General features: G+C 59.2%; 17 protein-coding genes and 1 other RNA gene. 11 read left to right on the top strand and 7 right to left on the bottom strand.

Annotated features, from left to right (window positions below):
* Window positions 1-218 precede the first annotated feature (218 nt).
* A complete protein-coding gene (locus PPUTUW4_RS18300; protein ID WP_007971481.1) occupies window positions 219-983 on the top strand; it encodes a GntR family transcriptional regulator in 765 nt (254 codons plus the stop codon).
* Window positions 984-1,162: 179 nt separating this feature from the next.
* On the opposite strand, the gene guaD is transcribed toward PPUTUW4_RS18300, so the two are convergent.
* The 4 genes from guaD to xdhA form a co-directional block, all read right to left on the bottom strand.
* Window positions 1,163-2,467, bottom strand: a complete 1,305-nt coding sequence (guaD, locus tag PPUTUW4_RS18295) for a guanine deaminase (protein ID WP_015096024.1) — start codon at window positions 2,465-2,467, stop codon at window positions 1,163-1,165.
* 7 nt (window positions 2,468-2,474) lie between these two features.
* On the bottom strand, window positions 2,475-3,332 hold the full coding sequence (xdhC, locus tag PPUTUW4_RS18290) for a xanthine dehydrogenase accessory protein XdhC (RefSeq protein ID WP_015096023.1): 858 nt from the start codon (window positions 3,330-3,332) through the stop codon (window positions 2,475-2,477).
* Window positions 3,333-3,449: 117 nt separating this feature from the next.
* Window positions 3,450-5,849 carry a xanthine dehydrogenase molybdopterin binding subunit gene (gene xdhB / locus PPUTUW4_RS18285; RefSeq protein WP_015096022.1) on the bottom strand — a complete coding sequence of 800 codons (2,400 nt, stop codon included), beginning with the start codon at window positions 5,847-5,849 and terminating at the stop codon, window positions 3,450-3,452.
* Window positions 5,842-7,296 (bottom strand): xanthine dehydrogenase small subunit, encoded by a 1,455-nt coding sequence (xdhA, locus tag PPUTUW4_RS18280; RefSeq protein ID WP_015096021.1) that lies wholly within the window; start codon window positions 7,294-7,296, stop codon window positions 5,842-5,844. Before xdhA ends, xdhB begins: the two co-directional genes overlap by 8 nt.
* A 443-nt stretch (window positions 7,297-7,739) precedes the next feature.
* On the opposite strand from xdhA, the gene PPUTUW4_RS18275 reads away from it, so the two are divergent.
* The 7 genes from PPUTUW4_RS18275 (at window position 7,740) to PPUTUW4_RS18250 (ending at window position 17,741) form a co-directional block, all read left to right on the top strand.
* On the top strand, window positions 7,740-8,399 hold the full coding sequence (locus PPUTUW4_RS18275; protein ID WP_015096020.1) for a GntR family transcriptional regulator: 660 nt from the start codon (window positions 7,740-7,742) through the stop codon (window positions 8,397-8,399).
* Window positions 8,400-8,401: 2 nt separating this feature from the next.
* Window positions 8,402-11,890: a chromosome segregation protein SMC gene (gene smc / locus PPUTUW4_RS18270; protein ID WP_015096019.1), complete on the top strand. Its 3,489-nt coding sequence runs from the start codon at window positions 8,402-8,404 to the stop codon at window positions 11,888-11,890.
* Between the two features lie 258 nt (window positions 11,891-12,148).
* Complete coding sequence (gene zipA / locus PPUTUW4_RS18265; protein ID WP_007971469.1) at window positions 12,149-13,003, top strand: cell division protein ZipA; 855 nt, start codon at window positions 12,149-12,151, stop codon at window positions 13,001-13,003.
* 138 nt (window positions 13,004-13,141) lie between these two features.
* Window positions 13,142-15,499 (top strand): NAD-dependent DNA ligase LigA, encoded by a 2,358-nt coding sequence (ligA, locus tag PPUTUW4_RS18260; RefSeq protein WP_015096018.1) that lies wholly within the window; start codon window positions 13,142-13,144, stop codon window positions 15,497-15,499.
* Window positions 15,500-15,672: 173 nt separating this feature from the next.
* Entirely contained in the window at window positions 15,673-16,839 is a 1,167-nt protein-coding gene (locus PPUTUW4_RS18255) for a putative zinc-binding metallopeptidase (protein ID WP_015096017.1), read from the top strand.
* A gap of 111 nt (window positions 16,840-16,950) precedes the next feature.
* An RNA gene (ffs, locus tag PPUTUW4_RS28305) (signal recognition particle sRNA small type) lies at window positions 16,951-17,047 on the top strand.
* Window positions 17,048-17,264: 217 nt separating this feature from the next.
* Window positions 17,265-17,741, top strand: coding sequence for a hypothetical protein (locus PPUTUW4_RS18250; protein ID WP_015096016.1), 477 nt, complete (start codon window positions 17,265-17,267; stop codon window positions 17,739-17,741).
* A 124-nt stretch (window positions 17,742-17,865) separates the two neighbouring features.
* On the opposite strand, the gene PPUTUW4_RS29940 is transcribed toward PPUTUW4_RS18250, so the two are convergent.
* The gene (locus tag PPUTUW4_RS29940) at window positions 17,866-18,321 is read right to left on the bottom strand and encodes a hypothetical protein (protein WP_158467557.1); all 456 of its coding nucleotides are present in this window, start codon (window positions 18,319-18,321) and stop codon (window positions 17,866-17,868) included.
* A gap of 231 nt (window positions 18,322-18,552) precedes the next feature.
* On the opposite strand from PPUTUW4_RS29940, the gene PPUTUW4_RS18240 reads away from it, so the two are divergent.
* From PPUTUW4_RS18240 to PPUTUW4_RS18230, 3 genes are all read left to right on the top strand, one after another.
* Window positions 18,553-18,984, top strand: coding sequence for a hypothetical protein (locus PPUTUW4_RS18240; RefSeq protein WP_015096013.1), 432 nt, complete (start codon window positions 18,553-18,555; stop codon window positions 18,982-18,984).
* A gap of 71 nt (window positions 18,985-19,055) precedes the next feature.
* Window positions 19,056-19,427: a Rap1a/Tai family immunity protein gene (locus PPUTUW4_RS18235; protein ID WP_015096012.1), complete on the top strand. Its 372-nt coding sequence runs from the start codon at window positions 19,056-19,058 to the stop codon at window positions 19,425-19,427.
* 303 nt (window positions 19,428-19,730) lie between these two features.
* Window positions 19,731-20,561 carry a DUF2971 domain-containing protein gene (locus PPUTUW4_RS18230; RefSeq protein ID WP_015096011.1) on the top strand — a complete coding sequence of 277 codons (831 nt, stop codon included), beginning with the start codon at window positions 19,731-19,733 and terminating at the stop codon, window positions 20,559-20,561.
* Window positions 20,562-20,616: 55 nt separating this feature from the next.
* Here PPUTUW4_RS18230 and PPUTUW4_RS18225 read toward each other — a convergent pair whose 3' ends face one another.
* The gene (locus PPUTUW4_RS18225; protein WP_015096010.1) at window positions 20,617-21,186 is read right to left on the bottom strand and encodes a recombinase family protein; all 570 of its coding nucleotides are present in this window, start codon (window positions 21,184-21,186) and stop codon (window positions 20,617-20,619) included.
* 140 nt (window positions 21,187-21,326) lie between these two features.
* Window positions 21,327-21,545 (bottom strand): hypothetical protein, encoded by a 219-nt coding sequence (locus tag PPUTUW4_RS18220; protein WP_015096009.1) that lies wholly within the window; start codon window positions 21,543-21,545, stop codon window positions 21,327-21,329.
* Window positions 21,546-21,575: the final 30 nt, after the last annotated feature.

Genomic DNA, 21,575 nt, shown 5'->3' with positions numbered 1-21,575 from the left:
CAGGGATTGCATTACAAAAGGCGGATTCTGCGTTAAAGCCTAAACTCAAAAGTAATCAGGTGTTGCGATACAGCCGAGGCAACATTCAGCCGTACAGTCGTGTTGCCACCATCCATTGTGTACAATCGCAGTGTTTTTTACGCGATACTTGCCAGCGACCCACTGTGCCGTATTACAGTCACGGTCAATTCGCCGCAGTTCTTCCGACTCGAGTGCCCATGAACGAACAGTTGCAACCCCTAAAGAAACAACCGCGAGCAGGCAAAGCCGGCCGTAGCGGTACCCAGGACGATATTGTCTACGCGCATATCTTCGAGGCCATCCTCGAGCAGCGTCTGGCGCCCGGCACCAAGTTGAGCGAAGAAGCGCTGGGGGAAATTTTCGGGGTCAGCCGCACCATCATTCGCCGCGCCCTGTCGCGCCTGGCCCATGAAGGCGTGGTGCTGTTGCGTCCGAATCGCGGCGCCGTGGTTGCCAGCCCGAGTGTCGAAGAGGCGCGCCAGGTGTTCATGGCCCGGCGTCTGGTCGAGCGCGCGATCACCGAGCTGGCGGTGCAGCACGCCACCGCCGAGCAGATCGCCGAATTGCGCCAGATGGTCAACGACGAACGCGACAGCTTCTCCCGTGGCGACCGTGGTGCCGGCATCCGCCTGTCGGGCGAATTCCACCTGAAACTGGCTGAAGCGGCGAAAAACGCCCCGCTGATCAGCTTCCAGCGCAGCCTGGTGTCCCAGACCTCGCTGATCATCGCCCAGTACGAAAGCGGCAACCGCTCCCACTGTTCCTACGATGAGCACACACAGTTGATCGACGCCATCGAGAAGCGCGATGCTGAACTGGCGGTGAACCTGATGATGCATCACATGGATCACATCGACAGCAAACTCAACCTCGACGAGGAAAGTGCTTCGGATGACCTGCATGCGGTGTTCTCGCATTTGCTGCAGACCAAGAAGCCTGGGCGATCGCCGGCGAAAATCTGATAGACCGCGTCGCTGCTTTCGCGAGCAGGCTCGCTCCCACAGGGTTTTGTGTTGAATACATAAGCCAGGATCACTGAAGATCCATTGTGGGAGCGAGCCTGCTCGCGAAGGCGGTGTGACAGGCAATAAAAATCCCCCGGGCTGAAAAGCGGCGGGGGATTTTTTATGCCCGCAATACCTTAGCGCTGATGCACCAGGTTCCCCGCCGCATAGGTCTGCAACACCGTCCGGTCATCCCCCAGCGTCATCAACACAAACAACGTCTCGGCAATGTTATTGGCCTGCTTCAGGCGATAGCTCAGCAGCGGCGTGGCGTTGTAGTCCAGCACCAGGAAGTCGGCGTCGGTGCCCGGTTGCAGGGTGCCGATCTTGTCTTCCAGACGCAGCGCACGGGCGCCGCCGAGGGTGGCCAGGTACAGCGACTTGAACGGACTCAGGCGCGCACCTTGCAGCTGCATCACCTTGTACGCCTCGTTGAGCGTTTGCAGCAGCGAGAAACTGGTACCGCCGCCGACATCGGTGCCGATGCCGACATTGAGTTTGTGCTTCTCGGCCATCGGCAGGTTGAACAGGCCGCTGCCGAGGAAGAAGTTCGAGGTCGGGCAGAACGAGATGGCCGAACCGGTTTCTGCCAGTCGCGCGCACTCGTCATCGCACAGGTGCACACCGTGGGCGAACACCGAGCGTTCGCCGAGCAACTGGTAGTGATCGTAGACGTCCAGGTAGCCCTTGCGCTCGGGGAACAGCTCCTTGACCCACTCGATTTCCTTGAGGTTTTCGCTGATGTGGGTCTGCATGTACAGATCCGGGTATTCGGTCAGCAACTGGCCGGCCAGGGTCAACTGTTCCGGGGTGCTGGTCGGTGCGAAGCGTGGGGTGACGGCGTAGTGCAGGCGACCCTTGCCGTGCCAGCGCTCGATCAGCGCCTTGCTGTCGACGTAGCTGGATTCGGCGGTGTCGGTCAGGTAGTCCGGGGCGTTGCGGTCCATCATCACCTTGCCGGCGATCATCCGCAGGTCGAGCTGCTCGGCCGCTTCGAAGAACGAGTTCACCGATTGCGGGTGCACGCTGCCGAACACCAGCGCGGTGGTGGTGCCGTTGCGCAGCAGTTCCTTGATGAAAATGTCCGCGACCTGGTCAGCGTGGGCCTTGTCGGCGAACTGGCTTTCGCACGGGAAGGTGTAGGTGTTGAGCCAGTCCAGCAATTGCTCGCCGTAGGCGCCGACCATGCCGGTTTGCGGCAGGTGGATGTGGGTGTCGATGAAGCCGGGGGTGATCAGCGCATCCTGATAGTGGGTGATCTCGATATCCGCCGGCAGGGTCGGCAGTAATTCGCTGGCGTGGCCCAGGGCGCTGATCTGGCCGTTATCCACAACCAGCAAGCCGTCTTCGAAATACTCGTAGGAGGCTTCGATACCGACTTCGGCTGGGTCGGCAATGCTGTGCAGGATGGCGGCGCGGTAAGCTTTGCGAGTCAAAGGCATGAGATTCTCAGTTCGAGGCTTTCAAGTTTGCGGTTTGGCTGCGGCGTGACGCGGGCAGCAGTTTGGCAATCGGTTCGGCGCTGGAGGTCTGCTGGCCGAAGTTCGCGTTATAGGTGGCGATGATTTCGCCGGCGATGGAGATGGCGATTTCCACAGGCAACTTGCCTTTGACTTCGCCGATGCCCATCGGGCAGCGCATGCGTTGCACGACGCTGTTGTCGAAACCGCGGTCGCGCAGGCGATGTTCGAACTTCACGCGTTTGGTCTTCGAGCCGATCAGGCCGAAGTAGGCGAAGTCATTGCGCTTGAGGATCGCAGCGGTCAGTTCGAGGTCGAGCTGGTGGTTGTGGGTCATCACGATGCAATAGCTGCCGGCGGGCAGGTCATCGATTTCATCCACCGGCTCTTCGCTGACGATCTTGCGCACGCCGTGGGGGATCTGTTCGGGGAATTCCTCTTCCCGCGAGTCGATCCAGCGTACCCGGCAAGGCAGGCTGGCCAGCAGCGGCACCAGGGCGCGGCCGACGTGGCCGGCACCGAATACGGCGATCTGCGCCTGCACCTGGCCCATCGGTTCGAACAACAAAACGGTGGCACCGCCGCAGCACTGGCCGAGGCTGGCGCCGAGGCTGAAACGCTCCAGATGGGTGTCCTGCTTGCCGCTGACGAGCATCTCGCGGGCGATCTTCATGGCCTTGTATTCCAGGTGCCCGCCACCGATGGTGTCGAAGGCCTGGTTCGCGCTGATGACCATCTTCGAGCCGGCGTTGCGCGGCGTGGAGCCGAGCTCTTCGATGATGGTCACCAGCACGCAGGGTTCACCCCGGTTTTGCAGGTCGGCGAGGGCGTCGATCCAGTTGTACATGTTTCACCTCAACATCTCTGTTGTCAGTTCGGGCCTCTTCGCGAGCAAGCCCGCTCCCACATTTGGAATGCATTTCAATGTGGGAGCGGGCTTGCTCGCGAAGGCCGCACCTCGGTCTTAAAGCGAAGCCAACTCGGTTTCAGCCTCGACAGCCTTGGCCGCCTTCAACTGGCGCATCTGCTCACAGCCCCACAACACCCGCTCCGGAGTCGCCGGTGCGTCGATTTTCGGTTGATGCCTGTAATCACCCAGGCTCGCCACGGCGTCCTTGATCGCACACCACGAAGCGATGCCGAGCATGAACGGCGGCTCGCCCACGGCTTTGGAGTGGAACACCGTGTCTTCCGGGTTCTTGCGGTTTTCCACCAGCTTCACCCGCAGGTCCAGCGGCATGTCCGCAACGGCCGGGATCTTGTAGCTGGCCGGGCCGTTGGTCATCAGCTTGCCCTTGTTGTTCCACACCAGCTCTTCCATGGTCAGCCAACCCATGCCCTGGATGAAACCGCCCTCGACCTGACCGATGTCGATGGCCGGGTTCAACGAGGCGCCGACGTCGTGGAGGATGTCGGTGCGCAGCATCTTGTATTCGCCGGTCAGGGTATCGACCAGCACTTCGCAGCACGCCGCGCCAAAGGCGAAGTAGTAGAACGGCCGGCCACGGGCCTGGCTGCGGTCGTAGTAGATTTTCGGGGTCTTGTAGAACCCGGTGCTCGACAGCGACACCTGGGCGAAGTACGCCTGCTGGATCAACGCTTCGAAGGTCAGGATGTGATCGCGGACCCGCACGTGGCCGTTGTGGAACTCCACGTCTTCTTCGCTGACCTTGTACTGGCGAGCGGCGAATTCCACCAGGCGCTGCTTGATGGTTTCGGCGGCGTTCTGCGCAGCCTTGCCGTTCAGGTCGGCACCGCTGGACGCGGCAGTCGGCGAGGTGTTCGGCACCTTGTCGGTGTTGGTTGCGGTGATCTGCACGCGATCCATTTCCACCTGGAACACTTCGGCCACGACCTGCGCGACCTTGGTGTTCAGGCCCTGGCCCATTTCGGTGCCGCCGTGGTTCAGGTGGATGCTGCCGTCGGTGTAGACGTGCACCAGGGCACCGGCCTGGTTGAGGAAGCTGGCGGTGAAGGAAATGCCGAACTTCACCGGGGTCAGCGCCAGGCCTTTTTTCAGGATCGGGCTGTTGGCGTTGTAGCGACGGATCGCTTCGCGGCGCTCGGCGTACTGGCTGCTTTCTTCCAGTTCGGCGGTCATCTCCTCGAGCATGTTGTGCTCGACGGTCTGGTAGTAGTGGGTGACGTTGCGTTCGGTCTTGCCGTAGTAGTTGGCCTTGCGCACGGCCAAAGGATCGAGGGCCAGATGGCGGGAGATGGCGTCCATCACTTCTTCGATGGCGACCATGCCTTGCGGGCCGCCGAAACCACGGTAGGCGGTGTTCGATGCGGTGTTGGTCTTGCAGCGGTGACCGTTGATGGTCGCATCGCCCAGGTAATACGAGTTATCCGAGTGGAACATCGCGCGATCGACGATCGACGCCGACAGGTCAGGCGAGCAACCGCAGTTGCCGGCCAGTTCCAGGTTGATGCCGTGCAGGCGGCCGGTGCTGTCGAAGCCGACGTCGTACTCGACATAGAAGGGGTGACGCTTGCCGGTCATCAGCATGTCTTCGACCCGTGGCAGACGCATCTTGGTCGGCTGGCCGGTGAGGTGCGCGATCACCGCGCACAGGCACGCGGGGCTGGCCGCCTGGGTTTCCTTGCCGCCGAAACCACCGCCCATGCGGCGCATGTCGACGACGATCTTGTTCATCGACACGTCCAGTACTTCGGCCACCAACTTCTGAACTTCGGTGGGGTTCTGTGTGGAACAGTAGACGATCATGCCGCCGTCTTCGGTCGGCATCACCGAAGAGATCTGGGTTTCCAGGTAGAAGTGCTCCTGGCCGCCGATGTGCAGGGTGCCCTGGATACGATGCTCGGCAGTGGCCAACGCCGTGGCCGAATCGCCGCGCTTGTGGGTGTGGCTGTCGAGTACGAAGTGGCGCTTGCGCAGGGCTTCGACCACGTCCAGCACAGGTTCCAGATCTTCATATTCGATGATCGCGGCCATGGCCGCCTTGCGTGCGGTTTCCAGGTCTTTCGCCGCCACCGCGACCACCGGCTGGCCGACGAACTGCACGGTGTCGATCGCCAGCAGCGGATCGCCCGGCAGCAACGGACCGATGTCCTTCAGGCCCGGCACGTCTTCGTGGGTGATGGCGATGCGCACGCCTTCGAAGGCGTAGCAGGGCGAGGTGTCGATGCTGATGATGCGGGCATGGGCACGGTCCGACATGCGGGCGTAAACGTGCAACTGGTTCGGGAATTCCAGGCGATCGTCGATGTACTGCGCTTCACCGGCGACATGCTTGGCGGCGCTGTCGTGCTTGACGGCGCGGCCGACACCGGTGGTCAGGTCCTTGGCGAACAGTTCAGCCAATTCGGCTTGGGTCTTCTCTACGGCGTGATGATTAGACATAAGCGGTCACCCGAGTCTCGATGTGCGGTGTTTGCAGTTCGATGAAGTATTTGCGCAGCAGGTTTTGCGCGCTGAGCAGGCGATATTCCTTGCTGGCGCGGAAGTCCGAGAGCGGCGTGAAGTCTTCGCTCAGGGCGGCGCAGGCGCGTTCGACAGTAGCGTTGTTGAAGGGCGAACCGAGCAGCGCGGCTTCGCAGGCGGCGGCGCGTTTCGGGATGGCCGCCATGCCGCCGAAGGCGACGCGGGCTTCAGCGACCACGCCGTTTTCCAGGCGAATGTTGAAGGCGGCGCACACCGCAGAAATGTCATCGTCCAGGCGCTTGGAGACTTTGTAGGCGCGGAACAGTTTTTCGACGCTGGCGCGGGGCACGATGATCTTCTCGATGAACTCGCTTTCCTGGCGCGCCGTGACGCGGTAATCGATGAAGTAATCTTCCAGCGCCAGGGTGCGGCGGGTTTCGCCTTTGCACAGCACGATTTGCGCGCCGAGGGCGATCAGCAGGGGCGGCGAGTCACCAATAGGCGAGGCGTTGCCTATGTTGCCGCCCAGGGTGCCCTGGTTGCGGATCTGCAGGGACGCAAAGCGGTGCAGCAATTCACCGAAGTCCGGGTATTCGGCGTTCAGGGCTTCGTAGCAATCGGAAAGGGCGGTGGCGGCGCCGATTTCCAGGCGATCGTCAAAGCGGTCGATGCGTTTCATCTCGGCAACGTTGCCGACGTAGATCATCACCGGCAGCGTGCGGTGGAACTGCGTGACTTCCAGCGCCAGGTCGGTGCCGCCGGCCAGCAGGCGGGCCTGTGGATAAGCGTCGTAGAGGTCCGCCAGGTCGGCCACGGTCAGCGGCACCAGGCAGCGTTTGTCGCCGCTGTTGAGTTCGCCGATATCGGTGGGGGCAATGGCTTTGAGGCGCGCGATGGTGTCGGCCTCGCGGGCGTCGAACTGGTCCGGCTGCTTGCCGCAGCAGGACTGCTCGGCGGCTTCCAGGATCGGCCGGTAACCGGTGCAGCGGCAAAGATTGCCGGCCAGTGCTTCGTGGGCCTTGGCATGATCCGGTGCATCGCTGTTCTTTTGCAGGGCAAACAGCGACATCACGAAGCCGGGGGTGCAGAAGCCGCATTGCGAGCCGTGGCACTCGACCATGGCTTTCTGCACGCTGTGCAGTTCACCTTTGTGCTTGAGGTCTTCAACGCTGATCAGTTGTTTGCCGTGCAGGGACGATACGAAGGTCAGGCACGAGTTGAGGCTGCGATAGCGAATGTGTTCGCGGCCGTCGTCATCGGTCTGCAATTCGCCGACGACCACGGTGCAGGCGCCGCAGTCACCGCTGGCGCAGCCTTCTTTGGTGCCGGGTTTGCCCACATGGTCGCGCAGATAATTGAGCACGGTCAGGTTCGGGTCCAGGGCGTGCTCGCTACGGAGTTCCTGGTTTAGTAAAAACTGGATCACGGAAGGCCTCGCAGACTCATTATTGTTGTTAACCGATAGGAACCGAATTTAGCAGGTCTGACTTTTCGGTCAATGATTTTCTGACTTAAAGGTCAGGAAATTGCATTTTGTCGATCAACCCCTTGTTCCTTAATTATTGTCGTTGGTTCGATAGCCTGCTTTTTTGCTTGAATCGTGCCAAAAACCTCCGGGCGGGCACTCTAATGCTGTTCAGTTAAGCGAATGTGGTCCTCTGTAGGAGCGAGCTTGCTCGCGATGGTCGTTAACGATAACGCGTATTTACTGGCTAAACGCGGCGCGCTTGAGTCCATCGCGAGCAAGCTCGCTCCCACAAAGAATCACTTTGCTTAAGTGAACAACATTACGGGCGGGCACTGCGCCCTGACGCAGCAATTGCGCTACACTGCGCCGCTTGTACGGATCAAAGAGTTTGAAGGACAACCATGACGTTCAAGGCGCCGGACAGCCTCGCCGAGCAAATCGCTCACCACCTCGCCGAACGCATCATTCGCGGCGAAATGAAGCCCGGGGAGCGCATCCAGGAACAGAAGGTCACGCTGGCCCTCAATGTCAGCCGTGGTTCGGTCCGCGAGGCCTTGCTGATCCTCGAGCGTCGGCACCTGATCGCAATCCTGCCGCGACGTGGCGCCCACGTCACCGAGCTCACGCCGCACAAGGTGCAGAGCCTGTGCACGCTGATGAGCGAGATGTACATCCTGCTGGCCAACGCCGTTGCCAGCGGCTGGAAAGTCCAGGCCGACCTGGCGCCGTTCGTGCAAATCCAGCAGCGCCTGACCGCCAGCTACGAGCGCCAGGACATCCACACCTTCGTCGACGACAGTTTCAACGTGATGCGCGCCACGTACGGGTTTGCCAACAACCCGTACCTGCAGGAAACCGTCGAGAATCTGCAGCCGGCCATGAGCCGTGCCTATTTCCTTGCCCTGGACCAGCGCAAGGCGTCGATGAGCGAATACCTGGAACTGTTCGAGCGCCTGCTCGCGGCCGTGATCGCCCGTGACTTTGCGCAGATCCGCACCGTGCTGACCGCGTATGGCCAGCGCAGTTGCGATCTGGTGATCTCCGCCCTGACGGACGCCTGAGCGTGCGGCTCAAGTGCATCAAGCTGGCGGGGTTCAAGTCCTTCGTCGACCCGACCACGGTGAACTTCCCGAGCAACATGGCGGCGGTGGTCGGGCCCAATGGCTGCGGCAAATCGAACATCATCGACGCCGTTCGCTGGGTAATGGGTGAAAGTTCGGCGAAGAACCTCCGTGGCGAGTCGATGACCGACGTCATCTTCAACGGCTCCACCAGCCGCAAGCCGGTGAGCCAGGCGAGCATCGAACTGGTGTTCGATAACTCCGACGGCACCCTGCTTGGCGAATACGCCGCCTACGCGGAAATTTCCATTCGCCGCAAAGTGACGCGCGACAGCCAGACCACCTATTACCTCAACGGCACCAAGTGCCGGCGTCGTGACATCACCGACATCTTCCTCGGCACCGGCCTTGGCCCGCGCAGCTACTCGATCATTGAGCAGGGGATGATCTCCAAACTGATCGAGTCCAAGCCCGAAGACCTGCGCAACTTCATCGAAGAAGCGGCGGGCATCTCCAAGTACAAGGAGCGCCGGCGCGAAACCGAAAACCGCATCCGTCGTACCCACGAGAACCTGGAGCGCCTGACCGACCTGCGCGAAGAGTTGACGCGTCAGCTCGAGCGCTTGCATCGCCAGGCCGAGGCCGCCAAGAAGTACCAGGAATACAAGGGCGAGGAGCGCCAACTCAAGGCGCAACTGTCGGCCCTGCGCTGGCAGGCGTTGAACGATCAGGTCGGCCAGCGTGAAGCGATCATCGGCAACCAGGAGGTTTCCTTCGAAGCCCTGGTGGCCGAACAGCGCAATGCCGACGCGAGCATCGAGCGCCTGCGTGACGGGCACCACGACCTGTCGGAACGCTTCAATCTGGTGCAAGGGCGTTTCTACTCGGTCGGCGGTGACATTGCCCGGGTCGAGCAGAGCATCCAGCACGGCCAGCAACGCTTGCGGCAATTGCAGGACGACCTCAAGGAAGCCGAGCGCGCACGCCTGGAAACCGAATCCCACCTCGGCCATGACCGCACGCTGCTGCTGACCCTGGGCGAAGAGCTGGATATGCTGACCCCGGAACAGGAAGTCACCAGCGCCGCCGCCGAAGAGGCCGCCGCCGCGCTGGAAGAATCCGAAACCACCATGCATGGCTGGCAGGAGCAGTGGGATACGTTCAACCTCACCGCCGCCGAACCGCGCCGTCAGGCCGAAGTCCAGCAATCGCGGATCCAGCAGCTGGAAACCAGCCTGGAGCGCCTGGCCGATCGTCAGAAGCGCCTGGGCGAAGAGCGCGCCTTGCTCTCGGCGGACCCGGAAGACGCGGCGATCATGGAGCTTAGCGAGCAACTCGCCGAGTCCGAGGCGACCCTCGAAGATTTGCAGACCAGTGAAGAGGCTCAGGTCGAAAAGCTCGAGCAACTGCGCCAGCAATTACAGCAAACGCTGACGGCGCAACAACAGGCCCAGGGCGATTTGCAGCGGCTCAACGGTCGATTGGCTTCGCTCGAAGCCTTGCAGCAAGCCGCGCTCGATCCGGGCACCGGCACCGCCCAATGGCTGCGTGAACAGAACCTGGCGAATCGCCCGCGCCTTGCCGAAGGCCTGAAGGTCGAGGCCGGTTGGGAGCTGGCGGTGGAAACCGTGCTTGGTGCCGACCTGCAGGCGGTGCTGGTGGACGATTTCAACGATTTCGATCTGTCGGGCTTTGCCCAGGGCGACTTGCGCTTGCTCAGCCCGGCCGGCGATGGCGTACGGGTGCCGGGCAGCCTGCTGGACAAGGTCGAGGCGCAGATCGATCTGTCGCCATGGCTGGGGCAGGTCAAGCCGGTCGACAGCCTTGAACAGGCCTTGGCCTTGCGCGGGCAATTGGCTGCCGGGCAGAGCCTGATCAGCCGTGACGGTTACTGGGTCGGTCGGCATTTTCTGCGCGTACGTCGGGCCAGTGAGGCGGAAAGCGGCGTGCTCGCCCGTGGCCAGGAAATCCAGCAACTGGGCCTCGAGCGTGAAGAGCGCGAAGCCGCGGTCGAAACCCTGGAAACCCAACTGCAGAATCTCAGGGCGCAGCAGCGTCAGCAGGAAAACGGCCGCGAGCACTTGCGCCGTTTGCTGCAAGACGAAGCCCGTCAGCAAGGTGAATTGAAAGCCCAGTTGTCGGCCGGAAAAGCCAAGGCCGAGCAATTGACCCTGCGCCGCACTCGCCTCGACGAAGAGCTCACCGAGCTGGATGAACAGCGCGCGCTGGAGCACGAAAACATCGGTGAAGCGCGCCTGCAACTGCAGGAAGCCCTCGACAGCATGGCGCTGGACACCGAGCAGCGCGAGTTGCTGCTGGCCCAGCGCGACAGTTTGCGCGAGCGCCTGGATCGGGTGCGGCAGGAGGCGCGGCAGCACAAGGATCATGCCCATCAGTTGGCGGTGCGTCTGGGTTCGCTCAAGGCGCAGCACGATTCGACTCGCCAGGCGCTGGAGCGTCTGGAGATGCAGTCCGAGCGCCTGACCGAAAAGCGCGAACAACTGAGCCTCAATCTGGAGGAGGGCGAAGCGCCACTGGAAGAGCTGCGCCTGAAACTCGAGGAGTTGCTCGACAAGCGCATGACCGTCGACGAGGAACTCAAGACCGCGCAGATCGCCCTCGAAGACGCCGACCGCGAACTGCGCGACGCCGAAAAGCGCCGCAGCCAGGCCGAACAGCAATCCCAGTTGATTCGCAGCCAGCTCGAAACCCAGCGCATGGAATGGCAAGCCCTGACCGTACGCCGCAAGACCTTGCAGGACCAGTTGCTGGAAGACGGCTACGATCTCCACGGCGTACTCGCGACATTGACCGCCGAGGCCAGCGAGAAGGAAGCCGAGGAAGAACTCGAGCGCATCGCCGCGCGAATTCAGCGTCTGGGCGCGATCAACCTGGCGGCCATCGATGAGTACCAGCAACAATCGGAGCGTAAACGTTATCTGGATGCCCAGGACGCCGATCTGGTGGAAGCGCTTGAAACCCTTGAGAACGTGATTCGCAAGATCGACAAGGAAACCCGCAACCGCTTCAAGGATACCTTTGATCAGATCAATGGCGGTTTACAGGCGCTTTTCCCAAAAGTTTTCGGTGGAGGCCGCGCGTATTTGGAACTGACGGGCGAAGATCTACTCGATACAGGGGTGACAATCATGGCGCAGCCGCCTGGAAAGAAGAACAGCACCATCCATTTGCTCTCCGGTGGCGAAAAGGCCCTGACCGCATTGGCCCTGGTTTTTGCGATCTTCAAGTTGAATCCGGCGCCGTTCTGCATGCTCGATGAAGTTGACGCGCCACTGGATGACGCTAACGTTGGACGCTACGCAAAATTGGTTAAAGAGATGTCGCAGTCAGTGCAGTTCATCTATATCACCCACAACAAGATCGCCATGGAAATGGCCGATCAACTGATGGGGGTGACGATGCACGAACCCGGTTGTTCACGTCTGGTGGCGGTGGATGTCGAGGAGGCGATGGCGATGGTGGATGCCTGAGTCGTGGTTGCAGGAAGGCGTGTTCATGAGTTGTAGGACTCTTTTCCTCGCTTCGACTTGCTGGCCAATCGACATATTCGCGCTAGCCAAGGTAGTAGACGGTGTAAAGTTGCCTTTGGTCGTGCTAGTTTAATGTCAATTTTTCGTATACGTGGGCAAAACGCCTGTCAGAACATAGAGTTGGCGCCACGTTTTAAAGCGGTTTGCAGGTTGTAAACCCCTTATTTTTCAGCATTTTTTATAGAGGCACGGGATTACATGGAAATCGGTCTGCGCGAGTGGCTGATCGTCATCGGCATTATTGTCATTGCCGGTATTCTTTTTGATGGCTGGCGCCGTATGCGCGGCGGCAAGGGAAAACTGAAATTCCGCCTTGACCGAAGTCTGTCCAACCTGCCGGACGAGGACAGCAGCGCCGAGCTGCTGGGCCCGCCGCGCGTGCTGGACACGCATAAAGAGCCGCAACTGGACGAGCAGGACCTGCCGTCGGTGAGCATGCCGGCCCGCGAGCCTCGTGAATCGGGCTCCAAGCGCGGCAAGCGTGGCCACAGCGAACCATCCCAGGGCGACATGAACCTCAGCCTGGATCTGGATGGCGGCCCGAGCTTCAGCAGCCGCGACGACGATTTCCCGGATGACACCAAGTCTTCGCCTGCGCACAGCGAAAAAGATCAGCCGCAAGCTGAAGAAGTGCTGGTGATCAGCGTGATCTGCCGCGACGCTGCCGGCTTCAAGGGCCCGGCGCTGTTGCAGAACATTCTGGAAAGCGGCCTGCGTTTCGGCGAGATGGATATTTTCCATCGTCACGAAAGCATGGCGGGCAACGGCGAGGTGCTGTTCTCCATGGCCAACGCCGTCAAGCCGGGCGTATTCGACCTGGACGACATCGACCACTTCAGCACCCCGGCGGTAAGTTTCTTCCTGGGTCTGCCAGGCCCTCGCCATCCGAAGCAAGCCTTCGACGTGATGGTGGCCGCAGCGCGCAAATTGTCCCAGGAGCTCAACGGCGAACTGAAGGACGACCAGCGTAGCGTACTGACTGCCCAGACGATCGAGCACTACCGTCAGCGCATCGTCGAATTCGAACGCCGCGCCCTGACCCAGAAGCGCTAAATCAAACGGAGCTCTCTATGTCAGGAGAGCTTTTGTGGGGAGGGGTAAACCCCCTCGCCACAAATGCAGCCCCTTGCCGGGCCGAAATATGAAAATTGAGCAGCCTCGGCTGCTCTTTTGCTTTACGAGAGAACACCCATGACCGCCGCCAAGAACCGCATTTTAGAGCTGCGCGCTGAGCTGGATCAGCACAACTATCGCTATCACGTGCTCGACGAGCCGAGCATTCCGGACGTCGAATACGACCGCTTGTTCAACGAGCTCAAGGCGCTGGAAGCGGCCCATCCCGAGCTGATCACCAGCGACTCGCCCACCCAGCGAGTGGGCAGCGCGGCGCTGTCGGCGTTTACCCAGGTGCGTCACGAAGTGCCGATGCTCAGCCTCGGCAACGCCTTCGAAGAAACCGACATGCGTGAGTTCGACCGCCGGGTGACCGAAGGCCTGGACTTGCCGGCGGGCGACCTGTTCGGTGGCGGCGCAACAGTCGAATACAGCTGCGAGCCCAAGCTCGATGGTCTGGCCGTCAGCCTGTTGTACCAGGATGGCCTCCTGGTGCGCGGCGCGACCCGTGGCGACGGTACAACAGGCGAAGACATCAGCGTCAACGTGCGCACCGTACGCAACATTCCGCTCAAGCTGCACGGTACTGGCTGGCCGGCGACCCTGGAAGTGCGCGGCGAAGTGTTCATGTCCAAGGCCGGTTTCGAACGGCTCAACGCCACGCAAATGGAAGTCGGCGGCAAGACTTTCGCCAACCCGCGCAACGCAGCAGCGGGCAGCTTGCGCCAGCTGGATTCGAAGATCACCGCCAACCGTCCACTGGAATTCTGCTGCTACGGCATCGGCCAGGTGTCGGCGGACATTGCCGATACGCACATCGGCAATTTGCAGCAACTCAAGGCTTGGGGCATGCCGATCAGCCATGAGTTGAAGCTGGCGCAGGGTATCGCCGAGTGCCTGGATTACTATCGCGACATCGGTGAGCGGCGCAATGCGCTGCCCTATGAAATCGACGGCGTGGTGTTCAAGGTCAACAGCATCGCTTCGCAGCGCGAACTGGGTTTTCGCGCCCGTGAGCCGCGCTGGGCCATCGCCCACAAATTCCCGGCGATGGAAGAGCTCACCGAACTGCTCGATGTGGAATTCCAGGTCGGCCGCACCGGTGCGGTGACACCAGTGGCGCGTCTGAAGCCGGTCAAGGTCGCGGGCGTCACGGTGGCCAATGCCACGCTGCATAACATGGACGAAGTGGCGCGCCTGGGCCTGATGATCGGCGACACGGTGATCATTCGCCGCGCCGGTGACGTGATTCCGCAAGTGGTGCAGGTGGTCCTGGAGCGTCGTCCGGAAAACGCCCGGCCGGTGCAGATCCCGGAGCAGTGCCCGGTGTGTGGCTCCCATGTCGAGCGCACGCAACTGATCAAGCGCAGCAAGGGTCGCGAGACGGTCAGCGAAGGCGCGGTGTACCGCTGCGTCGGTCGCCTGGCCTGTGGCGCGCAACTCAAGCAGGCCATCATTCACTTTGTTTCCCGTCGAGCCATGGACATCGAAGGCCTGGGCGAGAAGAGCGTCGAGCAACTGGTCGACGAAGGCCTGGTGAGTTCGCCTGCCGATCTGTACGCCCTGACGTTCGAACAGATCGTCGATCTGGAAGGCTTTGCCGAGCTGTCGAGCAAGAACCTGCTCGGCGCCATTGAAGACAGCAAGAAGCCGGGCCTGGCGCGGTTCATCTACGCCCTCGGGATTCCCGATGTCGGCGAAGAGACGGCCAAGGTGCTGGCCCGCTCCCTGGGTTCGCTGGAGCGGGTGCAGCAGGCCTTGCCGCAGGTGCTGACGTACTTGCCGGATGTCGGGCTGGAGGTCGCGCACGAGATCCACAGCTTCTTTGAAGACGCGCATAACCAGCAGGTGATCGCTGAACTGCTCAAGCATGGCTTGCAGATTCAGGACCAGGGCGAGTTGGGGGCCGAGTTTGCCGCGAGTACGACATTGGGCGGTTTCCTCGACAAACTGCATATTCCATCGGTAGGTCCGGGCGGGGCGCAGAAACTGGCGGACAAGTTCGGCTCGCTGCAGGCGGTGATCGGTGCTGACTGGCTGGATATGCGTCAGGCGCTGCCGGAGAAACAGGCCAATTCGGTGCGCGAGTTTTTTGCGGACGAGGACAATCGCCAACGCTCGATCACTGCTGAGGCGCAGTTGGCCGAATTCGGCATGCACTGGCAGAGCGAGAAAAAGGTCGTCGAAGGCTTGCCGCTGGCCGGGCAGACCTGGGTGCTGACCGGTTCGCTGGAGCTGATGAGCCGCGATGTGGCCAAGGACAAACTCGAAAGCCTGGGGGCCAAGGTCGCCGGCTCCGTGTCGGCCAAGACTCATTGCGTGGTCGCAGGGCCGGGCGCCGGTTCAAAGTTGACCAAGGCCAATGAGCTGGGGTTGAAGGTGCTGGATGAAGAGGCGTTTGTCGAGTTTCTGCGCGAGCACGATATTTCGGTGTGAAGCCATTCGCGAGCAAGCCCGCTCCCACATTTAACCGAGTTCTTCCTGAAAAAATCCGATCGAATGTGGGAGCGGGCTTGCTCGCGAAGGCGATTTCAGCACCTTGGCAGAAAGCCGGAACAATCAACTCTCGGAAATGATCTAGTCTTGGCAAGCCCCAGGAAGAGATCGCCATGCACCCTTTCTTTGAACAGCTCAGCTCGCGCATCGCCGCACCGTTCGTGGCCGAAAGCTCGCGCAACAGCAAGGTCTGGTCCTGTCGTTGCGGGCAATCGCTGTTTTTCCGCAACAGCCAGTGCCTGGCGTGTTCAGCGGCCCTCGGGTATCAACCTGAGCAAAGTCGTTTATCTTCCCTGCAACCGGGCGAGTGCCCCGACACCTGGTGGCTCGACGCCGATCCGCAGGCGGGCGCGTTCCGCCGCTGCGCCAACCTCGATTCACCGGCTGCGTGCAACTGGCTGCTTGCGGCCAATCACCACGAAACCTTGTGCATGGCCTGTAGCTTGAATCGCACGATTCCCGACCTGTCGATCACCGAAAATCACGAGCGCTGGCGCAAGGTGGAAACCGCCAAGCGGCGTCTGGTCGCGCAACTGGTCAGTCTGGGGTTGCAGGTGATTCCCAGGACAGTCGATGAAGAGACTGGCCTTGCCTTCGATTTCATCGGTGTCGACCTTGAAGGCAAGCCGCCGACCACGGGTCACGCCAACGGCCTGATCACTCTCGATATCAAGGAGGCCGACGACGCGCACCGCGAGCAGGTGCGGGTGCAAATGCACGAACCCTATCGCACGTTGCTCGGGCATTTTCGTCACGAAGTCGGGCATTACTACTGGGACCGATTGATCGCCCACAGCCATTGGCTTGAGCCTTTTCGCGGCTTGTTTGGCGATGAGCGCGCGAGCTACGCCGATGCCCTCGAACGGCATTATCAGCAGGGCGCGCCGCTCGACTGGCCGCAGCGCTGCGTCAGCGCCTACGCGACCATGCACCCGTGGGAAGACTGGGCGGAAACCTGGGCGCATTACCTGCACATGATGGACGCCGTGGACACCGCGCTGGGTTTTGGCATGAGCGCCCGGGAAATGGACTTCGACTATCAGCCGTTTCCACCCCAAACCCTCTACGATCCGCAGCATCCCGGCGGCGCGGCTTTTTTGTCGTTCGTCAACGCCTGGATCGAACTGGCCGGCATGCTCAACGAGCTGTCACGCAGCATGGGGCAGCCGGATTTCTACCCCTTCGTCCTGCCGCCTGCTGTCGTTGCCAAGCTGCATTTCATTCACCTGGTGATTCAACAGGCGGGCGGCAGGGCGGATGCGGTGCTTGAGGCGCAATAGCAAGTGCTTGAAGCCCCTCATGTTTTTAATCCGAAACCAACGGTTGTAACTTCGCCTCAGATAGGTACAATGGCGCGGCTCGCCGACAGGTGAGCGTCGTTATGGTGACCCTATCGGTCCCCCCGCAACGATCAGCCGTGAACCCGGTCAGGCCTGGAAGGGAGCAGCCGCAGCGGTGACATTGTGTGCCGGGGTGTGGCTGGTAGGGTTACCACCTATCTCTAAGTCCTTGAATTCTCAGGGATTTTTCAGTCAAAAAACTCGAAGTGTGACAGCGTTTAGGTACACCTAAGTGGTGCATCATGCTGGGCATTCTAGTCGACTGTAATTCTCCGATCTAGGCTCCTGTCCCTGCTGTCTCGGCACTAGTCGCTTCCGATAGGTTGCTCTAATGTTAGGGCTCCAATTCACTACAGGGCAGTAGCATGGACATTGCAGCACTCAACGGCGTGGTACAGGCGATCAACCTAACGAAACAACTTGCCAAGGCTGCGTTTGATGGGAAGGTGGATGCTGAGGCTAAAGCGAAGATCGGTGAAGTCCTAGAAAAATTGGGGGACGTGCAAGATGGGATGTTCAATCTGCGGGAAGACCTACACAGGCTCCAGGTAGAGAGAGACGACCTGAAGAAAAAGCTTGATGCCGCAGACTCGTGGCAACAACGAGCAGTCGCTTACAAATTTACGCAAACAGCAGGCGGTGCAGTTGTGTACGTTTCGAATGACGAAACGCCCCATTACGCCTGCCCGAGCTGCTTCAACAAGAAGGAAATCCACCCGCTCCAAGACAACCGGACTGCCCGAGGCAAGTTCCGTTGCACTGGGTGCACAGCAGAATTTCCCATAAAGCCTCAAGCAGGGACATCCAGCGTACAACCTGTAGCCCACCATTGGAACGACTGAACTAAGCGGCGACCACGTTTCCCAAAAATCCCAACCCCCCCCGTTTTGGGAATCTCGATTTCAGGTCGATCTGTATTTTGACGGTGCTGAAATCCGTCAGCGGGACATCGACCCGGCTCGACACCTACTGTTTATAGGTCGGCTGGAGCGTCAAACATTCTAGAAATCCAGCAGCAAGCCGACAGTTGATTGATATGGCTCTTTTACCGCTGCTCCAGCGATCAATTAGGCGTTGTAGCGACGCGCTAGCCCTATCCCACAGGATGCCCAAAAAACCCGCTAATCCCACTCGCAAGGCAAGGTGAGGGACTCTGAGCTTGTTTGATTCTTCATACCTAACATCCACCGTCGATCCTGCCAGCTTGAGCTTCTGCGCAAACGGTAATACTGTATAACCATACAGCTTGTGGTGTGCGCGATGGACAAGTGCTTGATCGATGATTCGGGTTTTGAGCTGGGGATGCCCACTCGCGAAGATATGCTGAAGCACCAGTGTGATTTGCTGTGTGCTGAGCTGGAAACGACACGTAGGGACTTGCGGAAGGCTCACCAGAATATCGCCAAGCTGATCGTCTTGCATAGGGATAGCTCTAGGAGGTTGTCAGCACTCAGGGGTGAACGCGAGCGTTTGAGGTGGACCCTGAGTGAGATGTACAGCCGGGAGCGGGAACAGGTGACGGCACAGATGGGGTATGCCTATGGCGATTACACCATGGATAAGACCTAGCTCTAGGTCAATCGCGTGACGTAATGGCGGCAGGCTACGGCAACCGGTAGGATCTCCCATCCTTAAAAGACACAAGGACGAACGATGAATCGGGCAAATGAACGTGTAGAGCTACTCATCACCTTGCACAAGGGCGAATCTAGCAAGCTAGATCACTTCATTCTCGGTGTCACGCTGGCAATTTGCGCCTACCTCGCACAGACGAACCCCTACGCTCAACTTGGTGTGAACAAGGAAACATTCCTACTCTGCTCATTGCTCGTGTTTGCTGCCAGCGCCATTTGCGGATTCAAGCGACTTGAAGCAACCATCGAATCGTTACGACTGAACGCAATCGCGCTACAACAAGAAGACCCAAGACTCCGAACTCATCTGTTGGAGAAAGTAAGGGAGCGAAAAGCGCCGTCACGATACTACTGGGGCCGAAACTACCTCCTAGCTGCCGGACTGCTCTGCTACCTTGCAACCAAAGTGTGGGCCACTTACCAGAACAACGGATGGATTCCAGTCCACTGAGGGCGGAGCGCTTGCTAGTACCGACACATCGCGCCCGGTAACATCACCCAATCACTCAGAAGGAATTCAATATGAAGGCATGGATTGGGGTGGCTGCACTGGCTGGGGCGTTGGCAAGTGGCTCAGCAACAGCGGCGCCAGCGGCAACAGGGAATGAGCTGCTCCAATGGTGCAAGAACGTGTTATCGAACAACGAGGCGGAATCTACCAGTTACACTGCCGGGTACTGCACCGCGGTCGTAGCGACTGTTGGCGATCTGATAAAAAGCATTAACCACGACCTCGGGCCAAAACTTCAAATCTGTGTTCCCGGCGGAGTGAGCAATGGGCAAATGGTGCGGGTACTGGTGAAGTATCTGGAGGCGAACCCGGAAAAACTCCACATCAACGCTACCGCCCTAACCATCTTTGCAACCCAACAAGCATTCCCCTGCAAGAGCTGACCTAGACTGTTTTACACAGGATTTTGGTCCCGCGTTAAGCGCCATCACAGCCGACCAGCTAGTCAATGATCGATTGATAAGGCGCATTGTATGCGGCTACAGCCATGAATTAGGCGTTGTGGTGATGATGTAGGGCTAATCCACAGGTTGGGGCTAGCGCCTCATTCGGAGTGAGAAATGACGAGACTTCGACCGACGAGTGAGTGAGCAAGGTCAGCTCCAGGTCGAACGAGTGGCGTGATGGCACCGTGGCAGCCAGTCCGGTAATCTGAGGAAATCCGCCATCCCGGAAAGGAGCCTCCCGTGATTATTGGTCACTCCGACCCACACAAATATCTCTACCACTACACCAGCGCCGCGACCGCGATCAATTGCATCCTCAAGTTTCGTACTCTCCGGTTTGGTGAATACAGACGTACCAATGACCCCAAAGAAAGTAAAAACTGGTTGTTCGATTTTGTATCGTTCGAGCCGAAGCCTGACCGCATAGATTACGACCGCGATGTAATGTCGGCATGGCTTTCAGATGAGTTGAAGCGTGATACTCGACTAGTCTGCTTCTCACGTGATACAGGGACGTTGACCGGAAACCACCTTACCGATATTTTCAACCGGGGGTTTTGTAAACCTCGTATGTGGGCACAGTACGCTGAAAAACATACCGGCGTCTGTCTGGTGTTCAACCGCGAGAGTCTTCAGAAAGAAATAACTACTCAGCTTGCTGCACACACTCCAGTACTCGGTGGTGAGGTGCAGTACAAAGATTGTGGAATCGCTCGTGACCTTTTTGAAGAGCTGACCTTTAGCATCAACACAGACGATCTTGAAAAGTATGGTCGAGACAGATATCCGGCGATCCATTTAAGAAAGCATCATCAGCAGCTTTTCTTTGAAAAAATGAGCGATTGGGAAGCTGAGAATGAATATCGCTATGTAGCGTTTACAAAGTCGACGGAGCCGCTGGATGTAAAGTACGGAAGTGCTTTGGTAGGTATGGTGTTTGGTGAGGACACCAGTGAGGAGAACAAAAGGGAAATGTCCTTGCTCACCAGCGGAACGGGAGTCGATATGCGAGGGTTAAAATGGAAGAACCACAGCCCTTGGTATGATTTCGAGCGGCAAGGCTACCGTTGATTGCGGGTTATGATAATTCATACCGAAGTCAATTTCGCCTAGCGGGGGCTTTAGATTAGGCTCTGTTCCAGTGGCGTTTGACTGTCGCAATGCCAATCTTGAGGTCACCCGCAACTTCAGATTGCGACTTATCCTGTGCCTTGAGTCGTTGCACTGCTGCTGTCGTGTCTGTTGCCTCTGGTCTACCCAGCTTCTTACCTTCAGCCTTCGCGCGCTTCAATCCTGACTGAGTGCGTTCGATCAGCAAGTCACGTTCAAACTCAGCTACAGCACCCAACACCTGCATGGTCATCTTGCCGGCTGCACTGGTGAGGTCTACACCACCAAGGGCGAGGCAGTGAACACGGATGCCATTCGAGGCAAGATGCTCAACCGTCTGACGCACATCCATGGCGTTACGACCTAAGCGGTCAAGCTTGGTGACGATCAGCACGTCACCCGATTCCATACGTTCTAGGACCTTCTGGAAGCCTGCACGCTCCTTTGCAGCGACGCTACCCGACACCGTTTCTTCCACTACCCGACTAGCCTGTACATCGAAGCCAGCGGCTTTCACTTCCTGCACTTGGTTTTCAGTGAACTGGTTGGAGGTGCTGACACGGCAATACAGGAAAGTGCGGCTCATGGTGGTTGATCCATAGGTATCATTTAACGTGGGATCACTGTAATGGGATCACCAAATAAGGTCAACCATATTTTGTTGATACCATTTTTCGCCTGTTCGACAGGTATCGTTTAACGGTCGTTTGTTGATGCCATTGCTCCTTACACCAACTGGCGTATCTGGAGAATGCCAGCGGCGATGGTTGACGCATTCGCATCTAGAGCTTCCAGTGCAGTCACGGCGTTCTCATGCGATTCAGGTGAACCCATTGACCTAGCCCATAGGGCCACTTCTTCGATTGCAGCAGCTAGAGCGTGCTGGTTGTGTAGCAACAGTGTCAGAACGTCAGCGATGGCGATATTGGAGTGGTTGTCTGGCATGACTGTCGTCCTTGAAGGTGATGTAAAGAT

This window comes from Pseudomonas sp. UW4, from assembly GCF_000316175.1.
Classification (GTDB): Bacteria; Pseudomonadota; Gammaproteobacteria; order Pseudomonadales; family Pseudomonadaceae; genus Aquipseudomonas; species Aquipseudomonas laurylsulfatiphila.
The sequence above is the reverse complement of the archived record's forward strand: the minus strand, read 5'-3'. Positions and strand labels throughout refer to the sequence as shown.